Consider the following 16,692-nt stretch of genomic DNA (forward strand, 5'->3'; position numbering starts at 1 on the left):
GCCCCGGAGGCTCAGAGCTCGGGGCCGTCGCCCGGCTCCTCCTGGTACGAGTAGCGCTGCTCGCGCCAGGGGTCGCCGACGTTGTGGTAGCCGCGTTCCTCCCAGAAGCCGCGCCGGTCGGCGGTCATGTACTCGACCCCGCGCACCCACTTGGGGCCCTTCCAGGCGTACAGGTGGGGCACCACCAGCCGGAGGGGGAAGCCGTGTTCCGCGGTGAGGAGTTCGCCGTCCTTGTGGGTGGCGAAGATCGTGCGGTCGGAGACGAAGTCGGCCAGTCGGAGATTCGAGCTGAAGCCGTATTCCGCCCAGACCATGACATGCGTGGCCTCGGCCGCCGGCGGAGCGGCCTCGATGATCGTCCGTGCCGGAATTCCACCCCACTCGGCGCCGAGCATGCTGAACTTCGTGACGCAGTGCAGGTCGGCCATGACGGACGCGTACGGAAGGGCCGTGAACTCCGCGTGGTTCCAGCAGTGCTTCTCGCCGTCGGCCGTGGCGCCGAAAACCCTGAACTCCCAGCGCTCGGGGCGGAATTTGGGCACCGGCCCGTAATGGGTGACCGGCCAGCCGCGCTGCATGCGCTGCCCCGGCGGCAATTCGGGCTGTGCCGCACCTCCTGAATCGCGCTCTCCCGATTCATTTTCCACCGGCTGACCCATGACTCCATCCTGACAGACCACGAAGACCGCGCATGACCAGGCCGTCCAGAGTCCATCAAGTCCGGATAACTTGGACTAAGCATGCCCTTACTTACTAAGTACGCACTTACTGGACGATCTTCCTTGGCGATGCAATCATTCGGCGGCAACCTCCCCCAGTCCCCCGCTTGGAAGGAGCCTCTGCGATGCAGGGCGACCCCGAGGTCATCGAATTCCTCAACGAGCAGCTGACCGCCGAACTCACGGCGATCAACCAGTACTTCCTGCACGCGAAAATGCAGGAGAACTTCGGCTGGACGAAGCTCGCGAAGTACACGCGGCACGAGTCGATCGACGAGATGAAGCACGCGGAGATCCTCACCGACCGCATCCTGTTCCTGGAGGGCCTGCCGAACTACCAGCGGCTCTTCCATGTGCGGGTGGGACAGACGCTCACGGAGATGTTCCAGGCGGACCGGCAGGTCGAGGTCGAGGCGATCGACCGCCTCAAGCGCGGTGTCGAGGTCATGCGCGGCAAGGGCGACATCACGTCCGCGAACATCTTCGAGTCGATCCTCGCGGACGAGGAGCACCACATCGACTACCTGGACACCCAGCTGGAACTGGTGGAGAAGCTCGGCGAGGCGCTCTACATCGCGCAGCTGATCGAGCAGCCGGAGAGCTGAGAACCCTGTCCGGCCGGGTCAGGCCGCCTCGTCCAGCTGTTCGGCCAGGACCGGCGCGCCCTCGTCCACGAGCCCACGGGTCGGGTAGGCCCCCCTGCCCAGCAGCGCCTGGATACGTCGTACGCACGAGCCGCAGTCCGTGCCCGCCTTGCAGGCCGACGCTATCTGCCGGGGAGTACAGGCGCCGTCCGCCGCATGCTTCTTCACCTGGGCCTCGGTCACTCCGAAGCAGTTGCAGACGAACACGCGGGTCACCTCCCGACGGGGTACAAAGGCCGTGCCGTACCGAGGCCAAGGATGTCCGCAGACCCCCGCTTGATCGGTGAGGCAAACCTAACCTTACCCGGATCGCGGGTGCCCGAAAAGTGGTGTGGGGCGCGGATCGTATGTGATCCGCGCCCCACGGCACGCGCCGGTAACAGGCGCTACAACTGGTGATCTGCTACCGCTGGTCCCCTACTGGTCCCGGTACATCTCCGCGACGAGGAACGCCAGGTCGAGCGACTGGCTGCGGTTCAGCCGGGGGTCACAGGCCGTCTCGTAACGGTGGTGCAGGTCGTCGACGAAGATCTCGTCGCCGCCGCCCACGCACTCGGTGACGTCGTCGCCCGTCAGCTCCACATGGATACCGCCGGGGTGCGTACCCAGCTCCTTGTGGACCTCGAAGAAGCCCTTGACCTCGTCGAGCACGTCGTCGAAGCGGCGGGTCTTGTGACCGGAGGCCGCCTCGTAGGTGTTGCCGTGCATCGGGTCGGTGATCCAGGCGACGGTCGCGCCCGAGGCGGTGACCTTCTCGACCAGCTCGGGCAGCTTGTCGCGGACCTTGTCGGCGCCCATACGGACGATGAAGGTCAGCCGGCCCGGCTCACGGTCCGGGTCGAGAAGCTCGATGTACTGCAGCGCCTCCTCGGCCGTCGTCGTCGGGCCGAGCTTGATGCCGATGGGGTTGCGGATCTGCGAGGCGAACTCGATGTGCGCGTGGTCCAGCTGCCGGGTGCGCTCACCGATCCACACCATGTGCGCCGAGACGTCGTAGAGCCGTCCGGTGCGGGAGTCGACGCGGGTGAGCGCCGACTCGTAGTCCAGCAGCAGCGCCTCGTGCGAGGAGTAGAACTCGACCGTCTGGAACTCGGCCGGGTCCGTCCCGCAGGCACGCATGAAGTTCAGCGCGTTGTCGATCTCGCGGGCCAGCTGCTCGTACCGCTGTCCGGACGGGGACGACTTCACGAAGTCCTGGTTCCAGGCGTGCACCTGGCGCAGGTCGGCGTAGCCGCCGGTGGTGAAGGCGCGGACCAGGTTGAGCGTGGAGGCGGACGCGTTGTACATCCGCTTCAGCCGCTCGGGGTCCGGGATCCGGGACTTCTCGTCGAAGTCGAAGCCGTTGACCGAGTCACCGCGGTACGTCGGCAGGGTCACGCCGCCACGGGTCTCGGTGCCCTTGGAGCGCGGCTTCGAGTACTGACCCGCGATCCGGCCGACCTTCACCACCGGCACGGAGGCCGCGTACGTGAGGACGGCGCCCATCTGGAGGAGGGTCTTCAGCTTCGCGCGGATGTGGTCGGCCCCGACGGCGTCGAAGGACTCGGCGCAGTCGCCACCCTGGAGGAGGAACGCCTCTCCCTTGGCGACGGCCGCCATCCGGGCGCGCAGCTGGTCGCACTCGCCCGCGAAGACGAGCGGCGGATACGACTCGAGCTCCGCAACGACTGCGCGCAGAGCCTCGGTGTCGGGGTACTCGGGCTGCTGCGCCGCGGGCAGGTCTCGCCAGGTGTTGCCAGCGCTCGCGCTGGTCTTAGCGTTCACGGTCACGGCCCCAACATTACGGGGTCGTGTCGGGCGTCCATCCGCCTGCTCATCAAGTGAGACGCGGTTCGCTCGTTCGGGTCCGGTGAGCGGAACGGCCGGTCCGCGCGCCGGTTCACGATCCGCCCGCGTCCGCTGGTGTATGGTCCGTCGCATGTTCGCGCACTCGACCCAGAACCAGAACTGGTGGTGGCCCGCTCACTCGGCGGCCCACTGAATCGCGCGTACACAGGACTTCGCGAAGGCCGCCCGAGGGGCGGCCTTCGGTGTTTCCGCGGACTTCCGCACCGGGCCGTTCCTCCCACTCGACCGACGATGGATGAGGAACGAGGAACCATGCGCCTTGACCGGCTCCCGCACGACGACCGCCCGTTCGCCCTGCTCCGCCGCCGCACACCCGGCCACGATCACGATGTGGTCGAACTGCTGCTCGGCCCGGTGACCACGTACGACCGGCTCGCCGACATCCCCGACGAGGGACTCGCCCTCATCCCCTTCCGCCAGATCCGCGAGCGCGGCTTCGACGTCCGCGACGACGGCACCCCGCTCTCGGTGCTCACGCCCGAGGAGAGGTACGAGATCCCGCTGGCGGAGGCGCTCTCCCAGCTTCCCGCCCATGACGTGCGGGTCGAGGGCGGTGGCTTCGACGTCGGTGACGAGGAGTACGCGGAGATCGTCGGGCGGGTGCTGCGGGAGGAGATCGGGCGCGGCGAGGGGGCCAACTTCGTCATCCGGCGGACGTACGAGGGTGAGATCCCGGGGTTCGGACGCGCCGACGCCCTCGCGCTGTTCCGGCGGCTGCTGGTCGGGGAGCGGGGTGCGTACTGGACGTTCGTCGTGCACGACGGGGAGCGCACGCTGGTCGGGGCGAGCCCCGAGGTGCATGTGCGGATGTCCGGCGGGACCGTGGTGATGAACCCGATCAGCGGGACGTACCGCTATCCGGCCGAGGGGCCGACCCCCGAGCATCTGCTCTCCTTCCTCGCCGACGGCAAGGAGATCGAGGAGCTGTCGATGGTCGTCGACGAGGAGCTCAAGATGATGTGCACCGTCGGCGACATGGGCGGGGTCGTGGTGGGGCCACGGCTGAAGGAGATGGCCCATCTCGCGCACACGGAGTACGAGTTGCGGGGGCGGTCCTCGCTGGATGTGCGGGAGGTCCTGAAGGAGACCATGTTCGCGGCGACCGTGACCGGGTCCCCCGTGCAGAACGCCTGCCGGGTGATCGAGCGGCACGAGGTCGGCGGGCGTGGGTACTACGCGGGGGCGTTGGCGCTGGTCGGGCGGGATTCGGGGGGCGGGCGGGAAGGAGCTGTCGGGGCACAGACCCTCGACTCGCCGATCCTCATCCGGACCGCCGACATCTCCGCGGACGGACGGCTGCGGGTGCCGGTCGGTGCCACGCTCGTCCGTGGCTCGGACCCGGCGGGCGAGGTCGCCGAGACCCACGCGAAGGCGGCCGGGGTGCTGGCCGCGCTCGGTGTCGTACCGGGGAGGGCCCGGGAGGAGGGCGTACGGCCGCGGCTCATGGACGACGCCCGGGTGCGGGCCGCGCTGGACGGACGGCGGGCCTCACTGGCGCCGTTCTGGCTGCGGATGCAGGAGCGGACGCGGGAGCTGACCGGGCACGCCCTGGTCGTCGACGCCGAGGACACCTTCACGGCGATGCTCGCGCACGTCCTGCGCTCGTCGGGCCTCGATGTGACCGTGCGGCGCTACGACGAACCGGGACTGCGGGACGCCGTCGTACGGCATGAGGGGCCGCTGGTTCTCGGGCCCGGCCCCGGTGATCCGGGTGACCTGGCCGACCCGAAGATGCGGTTCCTGCGTGAACTGACCACCGAGGTCGTGCGGGACCATCGGCACGGTGTCCTCGGGGTCTGTCTCGGGCACGAGCTGATCGCGGCGGAGCTGGGGCTGGGGATCGTACGCAAGGAGGTCCCCTACCAGGGCGCGCAGACGGAGATCGATCTGTTCGGTCGGGCGGAGACCGTCGGCTTCTACAACAGCTTCGTGGCGTACTGCGACGACGAGGCCGCCGGCGGGCTGGCGGCGCGCGAGGTCGAGGTCAGCCGGAGCGCGAGCGGGGAGGTGCACGCGCTGCGGGGGCCCGGGTTCGCGGGTGTGCAGTTCCATCCGGAGTCGGTGCTGACGCTGAACGGGGCGAGTGTCGTACGGGAGTTGGTGGCGGAGGTGCAGTCCCTGCGAGCGCGGTAGTTCTCGCCCGCGGGTCCGGTGGGGGCTTGTCGCGCGGTTCCCCGCACCCCTGAAAAGCAGGGGCGCGGGGAACCGCGCGCACGGCCACACACCGCTCTCAGCCGAAGAACACGCCGGCCTCCTCGTACAGCTTCGGGTCGACCGTCTTGAGTCTCGCCGTGGCCTCCGCGATCGGGACACGGACGATGTCCGTGCCGCGCAGGGCGACCATCTTGCCGAAGTCGCCGTCGCGGACCGCCTCGATGGCGTGCAGGCCGAAGCGGGTGGCGAGCCAGCGGTCGAAGGCGCTGGGGGTGCCACCGCGCTGGATGTGGCCCAGCACCGTGGTGCGCGCCTCCTTGCCCGTCCGTTTCTCGATCTCCTTGGCCAGCCATTCGCCGACGCCGGACAGGCGCACATGCCCGAAGGAGTCGAGGGTCTGGTCCTTCAGCACCATGTCGCCGTCCTTGGGCATGGCTCCCTCCGCGACGACCACGATCGGGGCGTACGACGACCTGAAGCGCGAGGTCACCCAGGCGCACACCTGCTCGGTGTCGAAGCGCTGTTCGGGGATGAGGATGACGTTGGCCCCGCCGGCGAGGCCCGAGTGGAGGGCGATCCAGCCGGCGTGGCGGCCCATCACCTCGCAGACCAGAACGCGCATGTGCGACTCGGCGGTGGTGTGCAGACGGTCGATCGCCTCCGTCGCGATACCGACCGCGGTGTCGAAGCCGAAGGTGTAGTCGGTGGCGGACAGGTCGTTGTCGATCGTCTTCGGTACGGCGACGACCGGCACCCCGTACTCGTCGTTGAGGCGGGCCGCGACGCCGAGGGTGTCCTCGCCACCGATGGCGATGAGCGCGTCGACCCCCATCGAGGCGAGGTTCTCCCGGATCCGGGCTATGCCGTTCTCCTGCTTGAGGGGATTGGTCCGCGAGGAGCCGAGGATGGTGCCGCCGCGCGGGAGGATGCCGCGTACGGCGGGGATGTCGAGGCGCACACCGGCGCCCTCCAGCGGACCTCGCCAGCCGTCCCGGAAGCCGACGAACTCGTACTCGTACTCCTGTACGCCCTTGCGGACGACGGCCCGGATGACGGCGTTGAGCCCGGGGCAGTCGCCGCCTCCGGTGAGTACTCCGACGCGCATGGAAATGTCCCTTCGCCGCGGATGCCTGCCAAGCTCACGCTAATGGTGATGCAGGTCACTTTGGGATGGGCGGGAAGGTCAATTCCGGTGAATTGTGCGGTAGTTGATCTCGGCCGGACCGGCGTACGGGATGCGGGCGCGGCCTATTCGTCGTCGTCCAGGCCGCGCTGTATGGCGTACCGCACCAGTTCCACCCTGTTGTGCAACTGCAGCTTGCCCAGGGTGTTCTGGACGTGGTTCTGGACCGTGCGGTGGGAGATGACCAGGCGCTCGGCGATCTGCTTGTAGCTCAGCCCCTTGGCCACCAGCCGCAGCACCTCCGTCTCCCGGTCGGTGAGCTGCGGGGCCCTGGGCTCGTCGGGACCCACGGCCGGATCCGGGTCGGAGGCCAGCCGGCGGTACTCGCCGAGGACCAGACCGGCCAGCCCCGGCGTGAACACCGGGTCACCGACCGCCGTACGGCGCACCGCGTCGACGAGTTCCTCCGTCGAGGCCGACTTCAGCAGATAGCCGGTCGCGCCCGACTTCACCGCCTCCAGGACGTCCGCGTGCTCGCCGCTCGCCGAGAGGACCAGGACACGCAGGGCGGGGTTGAAACCGACGAGCTCCTTGCAGACCTGGACGCCTGGCTTGGCGGGCAGGTTCAGGTCAAGCACGAGCACGTCCGGTGAGACGGCGCGGGCCCGGCGTACGGCCTGCTCGCCGTCGCCCGCCGTGGCGACCACGTCGAACCCGGACTCGGCCAGGTCGCGGGCGACCGCGTCGCGCCACATGGGGTGGTCGTCCACGACCATGACCCGCAGGGGGCCTCGGCCGCCTCCCCCGATCCCCGTCCCGTTCCCGCTCATGGCCTCGTTCTCGTTGCCGTTCTCGTTGCCGTTCTCGTTCGCGGTGTCCGTCATCGCCGCTCCGCCTTCCCCCGTGCCGTTCCCATGTCCTTCGGTACCGTCAGTTCGACCTCGGTGCCCTGCCCCGGCACCGAGATCAGTTCGGCGTCGCCTCCGAGGTCGCGCAGCCGGCCGCGGATCGACTGGGCCACGCCGAGCCGCCCCTCGCCCTCGGCCTGCGCGAGCCGCCCGTCCGGGATGCCCGGCCCGTCGTCGCGCACGGTCACGACGACCGAGTCCGGCTCGTCCTCGACGAGGATCCAGGCCCGGGCACCCTCCCCGGCATGCTTCCGTACGTTGTCCAGGGCGGCGCCGACCGCGGCGGCCAGCTCCTTCGCGGCGGCCCGGGCGAGCGGGACGGGGGCGCCGGGCTCGGAGAGCGTGATCGTCGAGGTGGCGTACGGCACGAGCAGGGTGCGCAGGTCCACCGGGTCCGGCGAGTCCGGCTCTCCCGCGGCGTGCACGGCCGCCCCGGACGCCGGGGCCCCCGACTCCGGTACGAGGCCGCCGGAGACGAGAGCGCGCAGCGCGACCTCCTGCTCGCCGGCCATCCGGCCCAGTTCGCCCGCCTCGCCGCCGAGCACCGCGCCACGCCGCTGCACCATCGCCAGTACCTGCAGGACGCTGTCGTGGATGTCCCGGGCGAGCCGCTCCCGTTCACGGGTCGCCGCCTCGATCTCCAGGGCGCGGGCGAGGGTGCGCTCGGAGGCGCGGGCGACCTCGACGACGTACCCGATGGCTATGGAGGCGACCCACACCAGGATCACGTTGTGGACGGTGTCACGGGCCGGGGTGCCGCGCTCGATCAGGTTCACGACGGCGACCAGCGTCGAGGCGAAGGCCGCCCAGCGCCAGCCGCCCTTGATCGCGAAGGCCAGGACGGCGCCCGCGGTCCATATCGACGGCAGGGTCGGGCCGCCCGACTGGACGCGTTCGTGGGTGTCGGCGATGGGCGTGAGGAGGATGCCTGTGAGGGCGATCGTGAGGTCGGCGGCGAGGAAGCGCTTGGTGCAGCTGGCCGCGTTCGCGACCCAGGGCAGGGTGAGCAGGGTCCAGAGGAACAGGACGCAGTAGTAGGCGACGGCGACCCAGGGACGCCGGAACCCGTCGTAGGCGGTGGCGAAGAACCCCACCGCGTACAGCATGGTGAGCACCCGGTAGCCGGCCAGCGCGCGCCACAGCGGCTGCTCGACCGACATCCGCATGACTTTCGGACGTCCGGCTTTCTCACGTACGGCTCTCTCGCGTACGGCCATGTCCCCGCCCATCCCCGAACCCGCCCCCTGGTACCGCTATTTGTTGCCCGACCGTTCCTTCTCCAGGGCTTTCTGCGCCTGCTTCTCCGCCTTCGCCGCCTCCGAGATCCGGCGCTTGGCGGCCGACGCGTAGATGTCGACGTACTCCTGGCCGGAGAGCTTCATGATCTCGTACATGACCTCGTCGGTCACGGCCCGGAGCACGAAGCGGTCGTGTTCCATGCCGTTGTACCGGCTGAAGTCGAGGGGCTTGCCGATACGGATGCCGGGGCGCATCAGCTTGGGCATCACCTTGCCCGGCGGCTGGATCTTCTCGGTGTCGATCATCGCCACCGGGATGACCGGCGCCCCGGTGGCCAGTGCCACGCGCGCGAGGCCGCCGGGCTTGCCCCGGTACAGGCGGCCGTCCGGTGAGCGTGTGCCCTCCGGGTAGATGCCGAACAGCTCACCGCGCTCGATGACGTCGACCCCGCTCTTGATGGCGGCCTCGCCCGCGCCGCGCGCCCCGGAGCGGTCCACGGGGAGCTGGCCGACGCCCTTGAAGAAGGCGGCGGTCAGCCGGCCCTTGAGCCCCGGGGTCGTGAAGTACTCGGCCTTCGCGATGAAGGTGACCTTGCGGTCGAGGACCGCGGGGAGGAAGAACGAGTCGGAGAAGGACAGATGGTTGCTCGCCAGGATCGCCGGGCCGTCGGCCGGAACGTTCTCCAGGCCCTCCACCCAGGGCCTGAAGGCGACCTTCAGTGGGACCCCGACGGAAACCTTCATCGCGCCGTACAGCAACCGACTGCCTCCTGTGTCTGTGGATCAGACCTTAACCCGCGGCACTGTCAAACAACCCGACGGCCCTGGTCGGTGTCAGTGCGGTCGCGTACGGTGAAGTACGCCTCGAAGCCTCGTGGCTTCCCCGCGTGATCACCCACCCCAGTCACCCACCCCATGAACAGGAGACCGATGGTGCCGGTCCTTCCTGGAGCCGAGCCGTACCGCCATGAGGGCGGGGAGGTCGGAGTCCTGCTCTGCCACGGTTTCACCGGTTCCCCGCAGTCGCTGCGCCCCTGGGCGGAGTACCTCGCCGAGCGTGGACTGACCGTCTCGCTGCCGCTGCTGCCCGGGCACGGCACGCGCTGGGAGGACATGCAGCTCACCGGCTGGCAGGACTGGTACGCGGAGGTGGACCGCGAGCTGCGCGCGCTGCTGGAGCGCTGCACCCAGGTGTTCGTCTTCGGCCTGTCGATGGGCGGCGCGCTGACCCTGCGGCTCGCCGCGCGGTACGGCGACCGGATCAGCGGCATCGTGGTCGTCAACCCGGCGAACAAGGTGCACGGTCTTGCCGGGTACGCCCTTCCGGTGGTGCGTCATCTCGTGCCCTCGGTGCCCGGCATCGTGAGCGACATCAAGAAGGAGGGCGTCGCCGAGGTCGGCTACCCCAGGGTTCCGCTGCACGCGGCGCACTCGATGCGGACGTTCTACCGCCTGGTCGACGGCGAACTGCCGCAGGTCACCCAGCCGATGCTGCTGCTGCGCAGCCGGGCGGACCATGTGGTGCCGGCGGCGGACTCCGCCCGGGTGCTGAGCCGGGTGTCGTCCACGGACGTGGCGGAGATCGTGCTGGAACAGAGCTACCACGTCGCGACGTTGGACCATGATGCGGACAGGATCTTCGAGGAGAGCCACGCGTTCGTCCTCCGGCTCGCACCCGCGGCCGGCAAGGAGTCCAGGGACACAGAGGACAGTGAGGGCTCGGTTGGGCCTGGTGCCGGCGATGCGCGGGTGCCGCGCCAGAGCCGGCAGGGAGACCAAGTGGGGCAGCAGGAAGGGACGGCCACGGGTGGCTGAGCACGACTCCGACCGCGAGCCGGAGGAGAAGGGTGTGCCCTTCGACGAGGCGGCCGCGTGGGCCGCGATCGTGGAGGCGTACGGCGACGAGCCGCCGGACCCGCCGGGCGCCAAGCCGTTCAAGTCCGTCGAGGATCTGGCGCTGCTCGAACCGGACACCAACGACGACACGGGGGACCCGGTCGACCCCGACCCGAAGGGCAACGCCGACAAGGTGGCCAAGGGCGACGGCCAGCCCGTGAAGCCGCTGGGCAGCTCCGTCGCCTTCGCGCCGGGCGTCGGCGGCCCGCGCGACTACTCGACGCCGGACGCGTCGGAGGACGACTTCGACGATGACGACGAGGGCCACTTCGTGCCGCCGGAGCCGCCTGCGCTGCCGGCCTCCGACACGACCGCCCGGTTCGCCTGGCTGGCGGTGCTCGGCGGTCCGGTGCTGCTGTTGCTCGCCGTGCTCCTGGGCTGGGACATGACCTGGTGGCTGACGACGCTGGCCATCGGCGGGTTCCTCGGCGGTTTCGCGACGCTGGTGATGCGGATGAAGGGCGACGAGGACGACGAGCAGGATCCGGGGCGGGGCGCGGTGGTCTGACGACCACCGTCCGGCTCACCGTCCTACTCGGAGGACGATCCAGGAGTCCGGGACACGGGGATTCTGAGGGCGGCCAGGACCGGCAGATGGTCCGTGGCCGCCCTCAGGTCTGTCTCCGTCACGCCGGGAAGCCCCGTCGGCACCCCGCAGCCGAGGACCTCGATGCCGGACGTGGCCAGGATGGCGTCGATCCGCTGGTGGGGGTCGGCGGGCGTCGAGGTGAGCTCCGTACCCCAGGGGGCGGTGGCCCAGCAGTCCTGGAGGCCGGCGGCCAGGCGCCGGAAGCTGCGGCCGGTGGGGCGTTCGTTGAGGTCGCCGCCCGCGACGGCGTGCGGTACGTCCAGCGCGGCGAGGCGGTCGAGGAGCAGGCCCGACTGCTCGTACCGCTCGTCCTTCTGCAGGCTGAGGTGGCAGCTCAGTACGCCGAGCCGGGCGTCCCCGAAGCGGACGACCGCCGTCGCGAAGCCGCGCCGGTGGTGGCCGGGGGTGAGGGGGAGAAGGACGTCCTCGGTGTGTTCGACGGTCGCGCGCAGGGAGCAGAGCACGGCGGGGCCGGCCGCGGTGGCGCCGCCGGTGAGGAGTACCTGGCCGGAGGCGGCTGCGAGGCGGGCGAGTTTCTTGCGCCAGCGGAAGAAACGGGGGGCTTCCTGGATGAGGACGAGGTCGGGGGCGCAGGCGGTGATGACTCTTGCGAGGGCGGTGGTGTCGTCTCGCATGGAGCGGATGTTGTAGCTGAGGACTCGGATGACGGCGGAACCGTCGGGGTTCGTGTGGGAGTTGGGGAGCGGGGAGTTCGTCGCCATGGGGGTCAAGATACGGAGGTGGGGTAAGGGATGGCGGGAACTCGCCGTGGGGGGTGCGGTGGTTGGCCGTCCGACGGGCTCACTGTGGCTTGTCGCGCAGTTCCCCGCGCCCCTAAAAGCAAAGCTGCTCGCCGTCCCCTTCTTCGGAGGGGACGGCGAGCAGCCACAGGTACCGGGGTTCTACATGATCGGGTCGGGTTCTCTTGCCAGGTCCGCCGCGCCCACCATGCCTGCCTTGTTGCCCAGTTGGGCGGCGATGACCTCGGCGACGGGGCGCCAGTTGCCGCCCACCAGCCAGCGCTTGTAGGACCTGCGGATGGGGTCGAGGACCAGTTCGCCCTCGTCCGAGAGTCCGCCGCCGACGATGAAGGCGGAGGGGTCGAAGAGGGAGGCCAGGTCGGCGAGGCCGGAGCCGGCCCAGCGGGCCAGTTCGCGGTAGGAGTCGACGGCGACGGCGTCGCCCTGTCTCGCGGCCATCGAGATGTGCTTGCCCTCGATGCCCTCGGGGGTGCCGTCGCCGAGGGACAGCAGCAGTTCGGCGTTCTCCGGGGTCGCGTTGGCGCGCTGCTTGGCGTAGCGCACCAGGGCGCGTCCCGACGCGTACTGCTCCCAGCAGCCCTGGCTGCCGCAGCCGCACAGCAGCCCGTCCGGGACCACGCGGATGTGCCCGAACTCGGCGGCCACGCCGAAGTGGCCGCGGCGCAGCTTGTTGCCGATGATGATGCCGCCGCCGAGACCGGTGCCGAGGGTGATGCAGATGACGTTGCGGTGGCCCTTGCCCGCGCCGAACTTGTACTCGCCCCAGGCCGCCGCGTTCGCGTCGTTCTCGACGACGACCGGCAGGCCCACGCGTGCCTCGACCTTGTCCTTCAGCGGTTCCTCGCGCCAGTCGATGTTGGGAGCGAAGTAGACCGTGGATCGCTGGCGGTTCACGTATCCGGCGGCGCCGATGCCGACGCCCACGATCTCGTGCCCGGCGCGCGCGCCCTCGACGGCGGCGGCGATGGCGTCCACGATGCCCTCGGGCGTGCCCGGGGTCGGCACCTTGTGGGTCGAGAGGATGTTGCCTTCCTCGTCGACCACGCCGGCCGCGATCTTCGTGCCGCCGATGTCGACGCCGATGGTGAGTCCCATGAATCCCTCAGTTTCGGTCGAGCCCCGCTACGGGCAACGGTACCCGAGGCACTGTCTCCGGGTTCCCGTCGTCCGTACGGTGGGCGGCCCGGCGGGACATGACTGAGGGGTCTCAGTGGCGGTGTCGGTGCGGGTGGCGGTGGCGGTTTCGGTGGCGGTCAGTCCAGGTCGATGCGTTCGGCGGAGCCGGAACCGGTGCCCTCGCCGCCGTCCTCGTCGCGGGTCCTCGCTCGCTCGGCCTGCCGGGTCGTCCAACGGCGTTCCTGGGACTGGGCGGCCGAGCGGTAGGCGGCGAGCAGTTCGTTGCCCGCGGCTGCCAGGTGGTCGAAGACGTCCGGGTTCCGTTCGATCACCGGTTCGACGGCGGCCTTGGCCTGCTGGACCACCTGCCGCACCACCTGCTGGGCGGTGCCCTGGGCGACCGCGCCGAGCAGCGGTGACTGGAGGGACGACAGCTTGTCCGAGACCGCGTCGACGAGTTTGCGCAGTTCCTCGGCGGCGGAGCCGGGCGGCGGGCCGTACTGGGCCCGGCGGCGCGCCTTCTCCGCCGCGAGGTCCTCGGCGCAGGCCTTCGCCCACGCGTCGGCGTCGGTGTCGGGCCTCTCGTACGGTGCTTCGTCGGCCGCCTCTCCCCGAGCGGCGTCGAATGTGGGGCGCTCTTCGCTCATGGCGGACTCCTGACTACGGTTCGTCTCTCCGACGGTACCCGAATGGACGTACGCGGTTCATCGTCCCTGCGGCCAGAGATCCGGGTCCGGCGCGAAACGGATCCTCAGCTCTCCGTCGCGCAGGGCGGCGCCGGCCACCGAGCAGCGGCGCAGGGCCGAGGGCAGCGGCACGATACGGCGGAACGGGCCCACGGTGAGGACGAGTTCGTCGCCGCGCCGGACCAGGTCGAGCTCGTCGCGTATCGCTCCGGGCAGCGGGATGTGCCAGACGAGCACGCGGTCGTCGGCGGTGGGGGTCTCCCCGCTCGACGAGGGCGGTCGGGACTCGGACAGGTCGGTCACGGGCCACTCGACGGTGGCGGGGGTCCGGTTGACGACGGGGGCGTGCAGTGCGGCCAGATCGCCGGTGCCTCGCGGGTCGTGTCCGAGGTGCGGTACCTGGTGGAGGGCGTGCGTCTCCTGCCACTCCTCCAGGGTCTTGCGCTGCTGGGCGGTGACGGAGGCGAGCCAGGGATCGGTCGAGGGTTCCGGCAGGACGCGGTTGGCGATCAGGGCGTCCGCGCGCAGGCCGCGCAGGGCGAGTCCCACGGTCGCGGCGCGTACGGCGTCGGCGCCGGCCGGGCCGGGTTCGGCGACCAGTCGTACGACGGTGTCCCGGTCCTCGACGACCGCGGTGACGGCGGCCAGTTCCACGTCCCAGCGGGCGGCGGCCTCGTACAGCCACTCCGCGGGCATCGGGACGCCGGCGAGGCGGCCCAGTACGGGGCGCAGGGCGCGGGCGGCCTGGCGTTCGGCCGGGAGGAGGCGGCGCAGGTAGCGGCGGAGTTCGTCGGGCAGGGCGAGGAGGGCGAGCGCCTGCGGGGTGGGCGGGAGGTCGACGACGAGGAGGTCGTACGCCTCGGAGAGCGCGGCGTCGCGCAGGGCGCGCAGCAGGGCGAGTTCCTCGGCGCCGGGGAGGGGGGTGAGTTCCTCGGGGTCGAGCCGGGAGGCGCCCAGGAAGTCGAGGACGTTGGCGCCGCGGTCCTGGAAGGCGGTGAGGTCGGCGCGGAAGCGTTCCGCCGCGTCGGGTCGCCAGGCGGTGAGATGGGGCGTCCCCGGTACGGATACGGGGGTGGGGCCCGTGGGGGTGCCGAGGGCGGCGCCGAGGGTGTCGGTGCGGTCGGTGCTGAGGACGAGGGTGGGGGTGCCGTCGCGCGCCGCGGTCAGTGCGGTGGCCGCGGCGAGGGTGGTGCGGCCCGAGCCGCCGGGGCCGGTGAGCAGGATTGTGCGCATGTGGGTGAACGGTACCGGTGTTGCCGCCCGCCCCTGGGGGCTGCGCCCCCAGACCCCCGCTCCGGCCCTGAACGGGCCTTGTCCTCAATCGCCGGACGGGCTGGTTGGTACCGGCCGGCGCTGGAGGTTGCGGAGCCGGCGCTGGAGGAGCGGACGGCAGCGCGTCTCGAGGATGTCTGGCAAACGGGCTGGAAACGGGTGGATGGGTGGGAAAACTACTTGGGTTCCTCCACCCGCTTCTTCAGGCCTGCCAGCGCGCGGTCGATGATGACCTTCTCCGCCTTGCGCTTGATCATGCCGAGCATCGGGATCTTGACGTCCACCGTCAACTGGTAGGTGACCTCGGTCGCCCCGGCGCCCGCCGGCTTCAGGATGTACGAGCCGTCCAGCGCACGCAGCATCTGCGACTTGACCAGGGTCCAGGAGACCTCGTTGTCGCCGGTCCAGGTGTAGCCGAGGGTCTGGTCGTCCTTGATCGCGCCGGCGTCCATGACCAGGCGGACCTGCTCGGCGCGGCCCTGGGCGTCGGTCTTCAGGACCTCGGCCTCCTTCACCTCGCCGGTCCAGTCCGGGTAACGGGCGAAGTCGGCGATCACCGCCATCACCTCGTCGGGTGCCGCCTCGATCGTGATGCTCGAACTGGTGAATTCCGCCATCGAAGTGGCTCCTCCAGATGCGGTCCGGTGAGGGAGGGTCGGTGCGCACGTACGTGCAGCGTGAAGGCTACCCCGCCCGGGGCGGGCCGTTGTCACCCGGACCCGGTCACCATTCGAGCACCCACGGCTGCCCGCTCCCCGCGAAGTGCCCCACGTTCACGCACTCCGTGCCGCCGATCCGCATCCGCCGGGCCAGCGGCTGGTGGACGTGGCCGAACAGGGCGTACCGGGGGCGCGTACGCCGGATCGCGTCGAGCAGGGCGCGGCTGCCGCGTTCGAAACGGCGCGCGACCGTGTCGTACACCAGCTCCGGGACCTCCGGCGGAATGTGCGTGCACAGCACGTCGACCTCGCCGACCGCCTCGATCTTCGCCGCGTACTCCTCGTCGCTGATCTCGTACGGCGTGCGCATCTGCGTCCGGAGGCCGCCGCCGACGAAGCCGAAGGTCCGGCCCCCGATCTCCACCCGCTCCCCGTCCAGTACACGGGTGCCCGGTCCGGCGTACTCCGGCCACAGTGTCGGCATGTCGACGTTGCCGTAGGTGGCGTACGTCGGGGTCGGGAGCGCGGCGAACAGTTCGGCGTACTGCTTGCGCACCGCCTTCTCGATCACCGTCGCCCGGTCCGCGCCGACGCCGGCCCACAGCCGGGCCCCGAGTTCGCGCGCCTCCTCGAAGCGGCGGGCGGTGCGCAGCGACACGAGGCGGCTCGCGTTCTCGGCGCCGAAGAGGTCGGGGAAGATGCCGCGCGAGTGGTCGGCGTAGTCGAGGAAGAGGACCAGGTCCCCCAGACAGATCAGGGCGTCCGCGCCCACACCGGCCACGGCCAGGTCGCGCACGTTGCCGTGCACGTCGCTGACCACGTGAACGCGCGTCCTCTTCGCATGGGGGTTGCCCCGCGGTGTGGGTGCCATGGCGATCAAGGGTAGGCGTGTGCGGTGCGGGTGAACAGAAGAGGGGGGTCGCTCACGCTTACTGGTCAGTCAAGAAAACCGTGCACTACTGTGCGTTAAAAGACACCAACCCGTGTGATGCCGCGAACATCTCGGCGGTCCCCCTGTCGTAGAGGCCATACCGGCGGGTAACGTCCGGGCAGTCCAGTCGTACTCAGGATTTCAACTA

At 70.4% G+C, this 16,692-nt stretch carries 17 protein-coding genes; 4 read left to right on the forward strand and 13 right to left on the reverse strand.

What is annotated here, in order from left to right:
• Positions 1 to 11: 11 nt before the first annotated feature.
• On the reverse strand, positions 12 to 659 hold the full coding sequence (locus tag PV734_RS33355) for a molybdopterin-dependent oxidoreductase (protein WP_319293358.1): 648 nt from the start codon (positions 657 to 659) through the stop codon (positions 12 to 14).
• Between the two features lie 185 nt (positions 660 to 844).
• Here PV734_RS33355 and bfr point away from each other — a divergent pair, with 185 nt between their 5' ends.
• A complete protein-coding gene (gene bfr / locus PV734_RS33360; protein WP_319093538.1) occupies positions 845 to 1,324 on the forward strand; it encodes a bacterioferritin in 480 nt (159 codons plus the stop codon).
• Between the two features lie 18 nt (positions 1,325 to 1,342).
• On the opposite strand, the gene PV734_RS33365 is transcribed toward bfr, so the two are convergent.
• Both PV734_RS33365 and PV734_RS33370 read right to left on the reverse strand, forming a co-directional pair.
• Positions 1,343 to 1,570, reverse strand: a complete 228-nt coding sequence (locus PV734_RS33365) for a (2Fe-2S)-binding protein (RefSeq protein ID WP_319093537.1) — start codon at positions 1,568 to 1,570, stop codon at positions 1,343 to 1,345.
• A gap of 210 nt (positions 1,571 to 1,780) precedes the next feature.
• Complete coding sequence (locus PV734_RS33370) at positions 1,781 to 3,133, reverse strand: class II 3-deoxy-7-phosphoheptulonate synthase (protein WP_319293359.1); 1,353 nt, start codon at positions 3,131 to 3,133, stop codon at positions 1,781 to 1,783.
• A 330-nt stretch (positions 3,134 to 3,463) separates the two neighbouring features.
• Between PV734_RS33370 and PV734_RS33375 the strand changes: the two genes are divergently transcribed.
• Entirely contained in the window at positions 3,464 to 5,344 is a 1,881-nt protein-coding gene (locus PV734_RS33375; RefSeq protein ID WP_319093535.1) for an anthranilate synthase family protein, read from the forward strand.
• Positions 5,345 to 5,441: 97 nt separating this feature from the next.
• Here PV734_RS33375 and PV734_RS33380 read toward each other — a convergent pair whose 3' ends face one another.
• The 4 genes from PV734_RS33380 to PV734_RS33395 form a co-directional block, all read right to left on the reverse strand.
• Positions 5,442 to 6,470: a 6-phosphofructokinase gene (locus PV734_RS33380; RefSeq protein ID WP_319293361.1), complete on the reverse strand. Its 1,029-nt coding sequence runs from the start codon at positions 6,468 to 6,470 to the stop codon at positions 5,442 to 5,444.
• A 143-nt stretch (positions 6,471 to 6,613) separates the two neighbouring features.
• Positions 6,614 to 7,264: a response regulator gene (locus PV734_RS33385; RefSeq protein WP_415924308.1), complete on the reverse strand. Its 651-nt coding sequence runs from the start codon at positions 7,262 to 7,264 to the stop codon at positions 6,614 to 6,616.
• 104 nt (positions 7,265 to 7,368) lie between these two features.
• Positions 7,369 to 8,556: a MacS family sensor histidine kinase gene (macS, locus tag PV734_RS33390; protein ID WP_319093533.1), complete on the reverse strand. Its 1,188-nt coding sequence runs from the start codon at positions 8,554 to 8,556 to the stop codon at positions 7,369 to 7,371.
• Positions 8,557 to 8,649: 93 nt separating this feature from the next.
• Positions 8,650 to 9,393, reverse strand: coding sequence for a lysophospholipid acyltransferase family protein (locus tag PV734_RS33395; protein WP_319093532.1), 744 nt, complete (start codon positions 9,391 to 9,393; stop codon positions 8,650 to 8,652).
• Between the two features lie 174 nt (positions 9,394 to 9,567).
• Between PV734_RS33395 and PV734_RS33400 the strand changes: the two genes are divergently transcribed.
• Both PV734_RS33400 and PV734_RS33405 read left to right on the forward strand, forming a co-directional pair.
• Positions 9,568 to 10,449 carry an alpha/beta hydrolase gene (locus PV734_RS33400; RefSeq protein WP_319093891.1) on the forward strand — a complete coding sequence of 294 codons (882 nt, stop codon included), beginning with the start codon at positions 9,568 to 9,570 and terminating at the stop codon, positions 10,447 to 10,449.
• Complete coding sequence (locus PV734_RS33405; protein ID WP_319093530.1) at positions 10,442 to 11,038, forward strand: hypothetical protein; 597 nt, start codon at positions 10,442 to 10,444, stop codon at positions 11,036 to 11,038. The genes PV734_RS33400 and PV734_RS33405 overlap by 8 nt, the downstream gene beginning before the upstream one ends.
• Positions 11,039 to 11,061: 23 nt before the next feature.
• On the opposite strand, the gene PV734_RS33410 is transcribed toward PV734_RS33405, so the two are convergent.
• From PV734_RS33410 to PV734_RS33435, 6 genes are all read right to left on the reverse strand, one after another.
• A complete protein-coding gene (locus PV734_RS33410; protein ID WP_319093529.1) occupies positions 11,062 to 11,841 on the reverse strand; it encodes an endonuclease/exonuclease/phosphatase family protein in 780 nt (259 codons plus the stop codon).
• Positions 11,842 to 12,021: 180 nt separating this feature from the next.
• Positions 12,022 to 12,975: an ROK family glucokinase gene (locus PV734_RS33415; protein ID WP_319093528.1), complete on the reverse strand. Its 954-nt coding sequence runs from the start codon at positions 12,973 to 12,975 to the stop codon at positions 12,022 to 12,024.
• Between the two features lie 158 nt (positions 12,976 to 13,133).
• A complete protein-coding gene (locus PV734_RS33420) occupies positions 13,134 to 13,643 on the reverse strand; it encodes a DUF5304 domain-containing protein (protein WP_319293363.1) in 510 nt (169 codons plus the stop codon).
• A gap of 57 nt (positions 13,644 to 13,700) precedes the next feature.
• Positions 13,701 to 14,915 (reverse strand): ArsA family ATPase, encoded by a 1,215-nt coding sequence (locus PV734_RS33425; protein ID WP_319093526.1) that lies wholly within the window; start codon positions 14,913 to 14,915, stop codon positions 13,701 to 13,703.
• A 215-nt stretch (positions 14,916 to 15,130) separates the two neighbouring features.
• Positions 15,131 to 15,571, reverse strand: coding sequence for an SRPBCC family protein (locus PV734_RS33430; protein ID WP_319093525.1), 441 nt, complete (start codon positions 15,569 to 15,571; stop codon positions 15,131 to 15,133).
• Between the two features lie 106 nt (positions 15,572 to 15,677).
• Positions 15,678 to 16,433: a metallophosphoesterase family protein gene (locus tag PV734_RS33435; RefSeq protein ID WP_319093890.1), complete on the reverse strand. Its 756-nt coding sequence runs from the start codon at positions 16,431 to 16,433 to the stop codon at positions 15,678 to 15,680.
• Positions 16,434 to 16,692 lie beyond the last annotated feature (259 nt).

Origin of the sequence: Streptomyces sp. AK08-02 (genome assembly GCF_033795085.1) — a bacterium.
In the GTDB taxonomy this organism is placed as follows: domain Bacteria; phylum Actinomycetota; class Actinomycetes; order Streptomycetales; family Streptomycetaceae; genus Streptomyces; species Streptomyces echiniscabiei.

Excerpts from the sequence above, each read along its gene's own strand:
- PV734_RS33375 (WP_319093535.1), top strand. The coding sequence starts at position 3,464 with ATGCGCCTTGACCGGCTCCCGCACGACGACCGCCCGTTCGCCCTGCTC.
- PV734_RS33415 (WP_319093528.1), bottom strand. The coding sequence starts at position 12,975 with ATGGGACTCACCATCGGCGTCGACATCGGCGGCACGAAGATCGCGGCC.
- PV734_RS33420 (WP_319293363.1), bottom strand. The coding sequence starts at position 13,643 with ATGAGCGAAGAGCGCCCCACATTCGACGCCGCTCGGGGAGAGGCGGCC.
- bfr (WP_319093538.1), top strand. The coding sequence starts at position 845 with ATGCAGGGCGACCCCGAGGTCATCGAATTCCTCAACGAGCAGCTGACC.
- PV734_RS33380 (WP_319293361.1), bottom strand. The coding sequence starts at position 6,470 with ATGCGCGTCGGAGTACTCACCGGAGGCGGCGACTGCCCCGGGCTCAAC.
- PV734_RS33410 (WP_319093529.1), bottom strand. The coding sequence starts at position 11,841 with ATGGCGACGAACTCCCCGCTCCCCAACTCCCACACGAACCCCGACGGT.
- PV734_RS33355 (WP_319293358.1), bottom strand. The coding sequence starts at position 659 with ATGGGTCAGCCGGTGGAAAATGAATCGGGAGAGCGCGATTCAGGAGGT.
- macS (WP_319093533.1), bottom strand. The coding sequence starts at position 8,556 with ATGTCGGTCGAGCAGCCGCTGTGGCGCGCGCTGGCCGGCTACCGGGTG.
- PV734_RS33425 (WP_319093526.1), bottom strand. The coding sequence starts at position 14,915 with ATGCGCACAATCCTGCTCACCGGCCCCGGCGGCTCGGGCCGCACCACC.
- PV734_RS33385 (WP_415924308.1), bottom strand. The coding sequence starts at position 7,264 with ATGGTCGTGGACGACCACCCCATGTGGCGCGACGCGGTCGCCCGCGAC.
- PV734_RS33430 (WP_319093525.1), bottom strand. The coding sequence starts at position 15,571 with ATGGCGGAATTCACCAGTTCGAGCATCACGATCGAGGCGGCACCCGAC.